General features: G+C 67.3%; 5 protein-coding genes. 1 reads left to right on the top strand and 4 read right to left on the bottom strand.

Annotated elements, in window-relative coordinates; all coding sequences use genetic code 11:
• Nucleotides 1-252: 252 nt before the first annotated feature.
• Entirely contained in the window at nt 253-807 is a 555-nt protein-coding gene (gene rsmD / locus EN738_RS29170) for a 16S rRNA (guanine(966)-N(2))-methyltransferase RsmD (protein WP_127286672.1), read from the bottom strand.
• A gap of 13 nt (nt 808-820) precedes the next feature.
• A complete protein-coding gene (locus EN738_RS29165) occupies nt 821-2,815 on the bottom strand; it encodes a pseudouridine synthase (RefSeq protein ID WP_127286671.1) in 1,995 nt (664 codons plus the stop codon).
• A gap of 180 nt (nt 2,816-2,995) precedes the next feature.
• Here EN738_RS29165 and EN738_RS29160 point away from each other — a divergent pair, with 180 nt between their 5' ends.
• A complete protein-coding gene (locus EN738_RS29160; RefSeq protein ID WP_127286670.1) occupies nt 2,996-3,448 on the top strand; it encodes a nucleoside deaminase in 453 nt (150 codons plus the stop codon).
• Between the two features lie 37 nt (nt 3,449-3,485).
• Here the strand turns inward: EN738_RS29160 and EN738_RS29155 are convergent, their stop codons facing one another.
• Both EN738_RS29155 and EN738_RS29150 read right to left on the bottom strand, forming a co-directional pair.
• Complete coding sequence (locus EN738_RS29155) at nt 3,486-4,160, bottom strand: hypothetical protein (RefSeq protein ID WP_127286669.1); 675 nt, start codon at nt 4,158-4,160, stop codon at nt 3,486-3,488.
• A 246-nt stretch (nt 4,161-4,406) separates the two neighbouring features.
• On the bottom strand, nt 4,407-6,285 hold a 1,879-nt coding region (locus EN738_RS29150; RefSeq protein ID WP_127286668.1), incomplete at its 5' end, for a class I tRNA ligase family protein.

Here is a 6,285-nt window from a genome sequence, read left to right as displayed (position 1 = left end):
GACCACCACCTCCATGCCGTTGTCGAGGAGAAAATCCGTCACCTTGCCGTCGTCGCCGGCGAGCGCCGGGCCGGTGAGCGCAAGCGCCGAGGTAAGGAGCGCCGCGCGCAGCCGTCTGGTGCAAGATGTCATTAAACGCTCCGGTTTCGGTTGCGCGACGATAGGCAAGGTTGCTGGTCGAGGCAAAGTGAATTGTTCGTCATTTTCGAGGCGGCGCTTCTTCCTTCTCCACTTGTGGGAGAGGAGAGCTGCTCACCCCGCCTCGATGAACCGGATCACCGTCTCGCCATAACCGCGCTCGTCGACCACCGCGAATCCCTCCCCGGCCTCGAACGGCGCGGAGGCCGCTTCCTCGACGACGCAGAGCGCGCCGGGCAGCAGCCAGCCGCCTTGCCTGGCGGAACGCAGCGCGCGCTCGCCAAGACCCTTGCCATAGGGCGGATCGGCGAAGACGAGGCCGAAAGCGGCCAGCGTGCCGGCATCGCCGAGTCCCGTGGCGTCGCGGCGGAAGATCTTGGTGCGGCCGGTCAGTCCGAAGGCCTCGACATTCTCGCGGATCAGGCCGCGTCCCTCGGCCGATTCCTCGATGAAGACGCCGTAGGAAGCGCCCCGCGACAGCGCTTCCAGACCGAGCGCGCCGGTGCCGGCGAACAGGTCGAGCACGCGCGCGCCATCGAGCTTGTCGGCGAAGCGATGCGCCAGCACGTTGAACAGCGCCTCGCGCGTGCGGTCGGTGGTCGGGCGGATGGCATTGCCGCGCGGCGTCGCCAGCGGACGCCCGCGGAACTCACCGCCGACGATTCTCATTTCAGTCCGGCCCTCATCTGGTCCTGGGACCCTTCGGGCGCGGCCGGTCGCCGCCATCCGGGCGCTCGCCACGCGGCTTGCCGTACGGCTTGGCGCCGCTTGGTTTGCCGGCGGCCTTGCCATAGGACGGCTTGAACGAAGCCTTGCGCGCCTTGGCTTCCGCCGCCTTTGCGGCATCGGCCTCCGCCCTGCCCTTGCCGATCGGCCGGGCACCCGGCGCCATCCAGACATTGGCCTTGCGCTGGCCGGGCGGCTCGATCGGCCGCTGCTCGCGCTCGGACTTCTTGCCGCCGAACCCCGCACGGGGCTTGTCGCCAAAACCACCGCGAGGTTTGTCGCCGAAACCGCCGCGCTCCGGCTTCGGACCGCGCTCGCCGAAGGCCCTGTCGGGCTTGGTCGAAAGCTTGCCCAGCGCCTCGTCGCGGCTGCCTTCGCGGCGCTTGCGGGCCTTGATCAGCCCGCCCTCGCCGATCGGCCGGCGATCGACGCCATCGCGCGGGAATTTTGGCCGTTCGGCCTCATCGCGTCGCGGTTCGGTGCGGCGCACCGGTTTGTTGGAAAAGGGCTTTTGGATCTCGGCGTCGAAATTGGCGCCAGATTCCTCGACCAGGCGCTCGCCGAGCTGGTCGCGCAGCACGCGGCCCTTGATCTCCAGCACGTGGCCCTCCGGCAGGTCCTCGAGCTGGAATGGGCCGTAGGAAATACGGATCAGCCGCGTCACGTCGAGGCCGAGCGCGCCAAGGATGTTCTTGACCTCGCGGTTCTTGCCTTCGCGCAGGCCGATCGTCAACCAGGCATTGGTGCCCTGCTCCCGGTCGAGGCTGGCTTCGATCGCGCCATAAAAAACGCCGTCGACGGCGATGCCCTCGCGCAGGCCCGCGAGCGCGCTTTCCTCGACCTTGCCGTGCACGCGCACCCGGTAGCGCCTGAGCCAGCCGGTGGCCGGCAACTCGAGCACGCGCGACAGGCCGCCGTCATTGGTCAGCAGCAACAGCCCCTCGGTGTTGATGTCGAGGCGGCCGATGGTCATCAGCCGCGGCAGTTCCGCCGGCAGCACGTCGAAGACGGTCTTGCGGCCCTCGGGATCGCGGTTGGTGGTGACGACGCCGGCCGGCTTGTGGAACAGGAACAGCCGCGTGCGCTCGATCTTGGGGATTTCCATGCCGTCGAGATGGATGATGTCGTCGGGCATGACGTTGAAGGCCGGCGAGGACAGGACCTTCCCGTTGACCTTGACGCGGCCGGCGGCGATCAGTTCCTCGGCGTCGCGGCGCGAGGCAAGACCGGCGCGTGCGAGCCGCTTGGCGATGCGCTCGCCCGCTTCCTCGGCGGCCTCCGTTGGGCGCGGGCGCGGCTTGAAACCGCCCTGCGGCCGGTCGCCGGCAAAATCGCGCTTGGGGCGATCGGCGAAGTCACGCTTCGGGCGATCGGCGAAATCCCGTTTCTGGCGATCGGCAAAGTCACGCTTCGGACGATCGGCAAAATCACGTTTAGGCCGGTCGAAACGCTTTTCGCCGCCCGCGCCCTCGGCGGCCATCGGCCGGTCGCCGCGTGGCGCATAGGGCTTGCGCTCACGATTCTCGAACGGCTTGCCGTCCGGACGCGGGCCCTTGCGGAACGGCTTGTCGCCGCCTGGCGCGCCCTGCTCTAGATCGCGCGGCTTGTAGGCGCGCTTGAAATCGCGCGGAGGCCGCTCGCCTTCGGCAGCCATCGGCCGGTCGCCGCGCGGCGCGTAGGGCTTGCGTGGCCCCTCGCGCTTCTCGAAGGGCTTGCCTTCGGGACGCTTGCCCTTGCTGAACGGCCGGTCGCCGCTCTTGAAATCGCGCTTTGGCCGCTCGCCTTCGGCAGCCATCGGCCGGTCGCCACGCGGCGCGTAAGGCTTCTTGGCGCCGAAGCCCGGCTTGCCGCCCTTGCCGGCGGCGCCATCGCGGCCGCGCGGCCCCGCGGCTTTCGGACCGCCCCTGACCGGCCCCTTCTTGGGCCGGAATTTCTTGTCGTTGTCGTCCATGTGGCCTTTGCCTGTTTGCGCTGCTACAGCGTGGCGCATCCGTTCGGGCGCGCAAAGGACGCTGTCGCACTTTGATGTGGCGCATGATCGTTGCCGAAAACCGAGTCCGATTTTCGAGGTTAGGCGCTAGATAACAGGATCGCTGTCGGGTGGCGAGGAGATAATCGGAATGGAAAGCGCGTGAAGCGGCCGGATTTCATGGCATTGGCGCTGGCGGAGGCCGAGGCGGCGGCGCGGCGCGGCGAAGTGCCGGTCGGCGCCGTCATCGCCAGCGGCGGCACGGTCGTCGCCAAGGCCGGCAACCGCACCCGCGAGCTTGCCGATCCGACGGCGCATGCGGAGATGCTGGCGATCCGCCAGGCTTGCGAAAAGCTCGCCAGCGAGCGGCTTACCGGCCACGATCTCTATGTCACGCTGGAGCCTTGCGCCATGTGCGCCGGCGCCATCTCGTTCGCGCGACTGCGCCGGCTCTATTTCGGCGCCGCCGACGAGAAGGGCGGCGCGGTGGTCAACGGTGTGCGCTTCTTCACCTCCGCCACCTGCCACCACACGCCGGACATCTATCCGGGCATGGGCGAGCGCGAGGCGTCCCTCATTCTCAAGGATTTTTTCCGGGAGCGGCGCGAGCCGTAGAAATCGGCCTAAGCCAAGAAGCCCAGGGCCGAAAACCTTACCACCAGTCGAACCAGCCGCCGCTCTTGCTCTTGGCGGCCGCCTCCTTCTTGAGGCGGCGTTCCTTCTTGTACTCGTCCTCGCCAAGCTCGCCCTGCGGCGCGGCATCGGAGGCGACGCGATAGGCCAGCGGCGGCTCGCTCAGATATTTGCGGGTGTTGGGGTCGCCCTGCTTGCCCTCTGCCATGCGGCGCTGGATCTCGGCGGCGCGGCCCTTGTCCGAATCCGCCGGCGTCCAGCGCGGCGGGTGGCTCGAGGCCGAATCCGCCATCGCCTTCTTCACCGCCGCCGGATCGGTCTGCACGTCGTCGACGATCTGCGACTGGTAGGCCGGATCGTCCTGGTGGGCGGTGGCGTCGGCGCGAAGTCGGGCGCGGCGCTGCTCGGGCGATTCGGGCCAATCGGCGCTCGCCGTCTCGATGCTCTCCTGCGGCGGCGGCAGGTTTCCCTTCTGCCCCGGCGCCGGCTTCACCAGATCGGGGCGCGGCTTGTAGTCGATCTGTTCCTTGCGCTTCGGCGTGATCGAAAAGGCACTGGAGAGATCGTCGGCGAGCTGTGTGGCGGCAGGCTTGTCGGTGCCATAGGTGGGCGAGCCCATGCAGCCGGACAGCGCAAGCCCCGATACGACAAGCGGCGCCAGCAGCGCGACGCGCGCATAAGTTCTCTCGGTCATGCCAAAAAGTCCCACAATAAACAGCCTCTCGATCGCCACCGGCCAGAGGCGCGGTCCCCATCGGCCAAGCACTTGCGACGGAATTCCGGCGAGAATTTGTCGTCCGGAGTTTCGCGTGTTTACCTCAACCACCCGTTAAGGGCAACGCGCGGGCGGCAATCCGCCGCCCGGCGTGGCATTTGTGCACTCATTTTGGTGATGCATGTCGTTATCCCAAAACCGCTTCACACTTTTGGGCGACATGCACTAGAGCCGCCCGAGCGCCTTGAGTTCGCGCAGTACATCGGCATCGCGGGCCGAGACGTCCGGAAATTCCGGATCTTCGCCGACATCAGCGGTGTAGCGCCAGGAGCGCGCGCATTTCACCAGGCCACGGTCTTCGGCCTTCTCGACGACCACCGCAACACCCCTGACCTCGTCCAGCGTGAAGGCGCCGTCTGGCGTCTTGCCGTGGGCGATGACCAGATCGCTGGTGATCGCCATCTCGGCCATGTCGACATCCGAGATCGCCGCTTCAAGCGCGGCATCGTCGATCGTGACGACCGGCACCGCCTCCAGCGACGAGCCGATGACCTTCTGGGCGCGGGCGATCTCGAGCGCGCCGGTGACGACGCGGCGCACCTGCCTGACCTTGCGCCACTTCTCCGCCAGCGCCTCGTTCCTCCAGTCCGCCGGAATTTGCGGGAACTGGTCGAGATGGACCGAGACGGCGTCGGGGTGACGATCGAGCCAGGCCTCCTCCATGGTGAAGGGCAGCATCGGCGACAGCCATTTGACCAGGCAGTCGAACAGATGGCGCACCACCTGCACGGCGGCCTTGCGCCGGACGCTGGAGGGCGCGTCGCAGTAGAGCGCGTCCTTGCGGATGTCGAAATAGAAGGCCGACAGCTCGACCACCATGAAGTCGACGAGCGCGCGGGTGATGCGCTTGAACTCGAAGGCGTCGTAGCCCTGGCGCACCAGTTCGTCGAGCTCGGACAGCCTGTGCAGCATCAGCCGCTCCAGTTCCGGCATCTTGTCCAGCGCCACCTCCTCGCCATCGTCATGGGCAAGCGTGCCCAGCATCCAGCGGATGGTGTTCCTCAGCTTGCGGTAGGCGTCGATGTTGGTCTGCAGCACGTTCTTGCCGAGCCGCTGGTCTTCCCAGTAATCGGTCGTCACCACCCAGAGCCGCAGAATGTCGGCACCCGACTGCTTGATGACGTCCTGCGGCACCACGGTGTTGCCGAGCGACTTCGACATTTTCCGCCCCTCCTCATCCATGGTGAAGCCATGGGTGACGACGGTGTCGTAGGGCGCCCTGCCCCGGGTGGCGCAGCTTTCGAGCAGCGAGGAGTGGAACCAGCCGCGATGCTGGTCGGAGCCTTCGAGATAGACGTCGGCCGGCCATTTCAGGTCCGGACGATCCTCCAGCGTGAAGACATGCGTCGAGCCCGAATCGAACCAGACATCGAGGATGTCCATCACCTGGTGCCATTTCGCGGCATCGTGATTGCCGAGGAAACGCTCCTTGGCGCCGGGCGCGAACCAGGCGTCTGCGCCCTCCGTCTCGAAGGCGTCCATGATGCGCTGGTTGACCGCCTCGTCCTTCAGCACGTTGCCGTCCACGTCGGCGAAGACGGCGATCGGCACGCCCCAGGCGCGCTGGCGCGACAGCACCCAGTCGGGACGCTCCTCGATCATGGCGCGGATGCGGTTCTGGCCGGCGGATGGCACGAAGCGGGTGTCGTCGATCGCCTTCAGCGCGCGGCTGCGCAGTGTCGTGCCGTCGCCGAGGTCCTTGTCCATATAGACGAACCATTGCGGCGTGTTGCGGAAGATGATCGGCTTCTTGGAACGCCAGGAGTGCGGATAGGAATGCTTCAGGCGGCCGCGCGCGAACAGCGCATTGCGCTTGATCAGTTCCTCGATGACCGCCTGGTTGGCGTTGCCCTTCTTGCCATTGTCGTCGATGACGCGCGCGGCTCCACCCTCGCGGTCCGGGCCGAAGCCCGGCGCGTCCTTGGTGAAGAAGCCGGCATCGTCGACCGGGAACGGGATCGCGGTGTCGACGCCGCGCTTGAGCAGTTCCGCCACAGCGTCCATCCAGGCGTCGAAGTCCTCGCGGCCGTGGCTGGGCGCGGTG

It is taken from the genome of Mesorhizobium sp. M4B.F.Ca.ET.017.02.2.1, assembly GCF_003998955.1.
Lineage (GTDB): Bacteria > Pseudomonadota > Alphaproteobacteria > Rhizobiales > Rhizobiaceae > Mesorhizobium > Mesorhizobium abyssinicae.
The sequence above is the reverse complement of the archived record's forward strand: the minus strand, read 5'-3'. Positions and strand labels throughout refer to the sequence as shown.

Coding starts and splice junctions, on each gene's coding strand:
- rsmD (WP_127286672.1), bottom strand. CDS start 807: ATGAGAATCGTCGGCGGTGAGTTCCGCGGGCGTCCGCTGGCGACGCCG.
- EN738_RS29165 (WP_127286671.1), bottom strand. CDS start 2,815: ATGGACGACAACGACAAGAAATTCCGGCCCAAGAAGGGGCCGGTCAGG.
- EN738_RS29155 (WP_127286669.1), bottom strand. CDS start 4,160: ATGACCGAGAGAACTTATGCGCGCGTCGCGCTGCTGGCGCCGCTTGTC.